The sequence below is a fragment of the Elstera litoralis genome (assembly GCF_000963705.1).
Taxonomy (GTDB): domain Bacteria; phylum Pseudomonadota; class Alphaproteobacteria; order Elsterales; family Elsteraceae; genus Elstera; species Elstera litoralis.
On sequence record NZ_LAJY01000997.1, the window covers coordinates 1 to 572 of the forward strand.

The following is a 572-nucleotide window of genomic DNA, read 5'->3' on the forward strand; positions in this document are numbered from 1 at the left end:
TTTGGTCGAGTTCGATGGATTCGAACAGGGCGCGGAAATTGCCCTCGCCGAAGCCTTCGTCGCCCTTGCGCTGAATGATTTCGAAGAAGATCGGGCCGATCACCGTATCAGTGAAAATTTGCAGCAGAATGCCGCCGTCCTCGGTCGGCGCGCCGTCGATCAGAATCCGGTCCTTCTTCAGGCGCTCGGCGTCTTCATCATGGTAGGGCAGCCGATTGCCGATGAGTTCGTAATAGCTCTCCGGCGTATCCATGAACTTCACGTTTTTCTTCTGAAGCGCCTCGACGGTCTCATAAATATCATCGGTCGCGAGCGCGATATGCTGAATGCCTTCGCCGTTGTACGCGCGCAAATATTCTTCGATCTGGCTCTTATCGTCCGAGCTTTCGTTGATCGGAATGCGGATTTTACCGCAGGGGCTGGTCATGGCTTTCGACACAAGCCCCGTTACCTTGCCTTCGATGTCGAAGTAGCGAATTTCGCGGAAGTTAAACAGGCGCTCGTAGAAGGTCGACCATTCGGTCATCCGCCCGCGATGGACGTTATGGGTGAGGTGATCGATCTGCGTCAGC

Annotated in this window: 1 protein-coding gene; it reads right to left on the bottom strand. The window is 54.9% G+C overall.

Translation table 11 applies throughout. The features are described from left to right. Window positions 1-572 (bottom strand): 4-hydroxyphenylpyruvate dioxygenase (gene hppD, locus VZ95_RS21135; protein ID WP_045777627.1); only part of this gene is annotated, 572 nt, incomplete at both ends.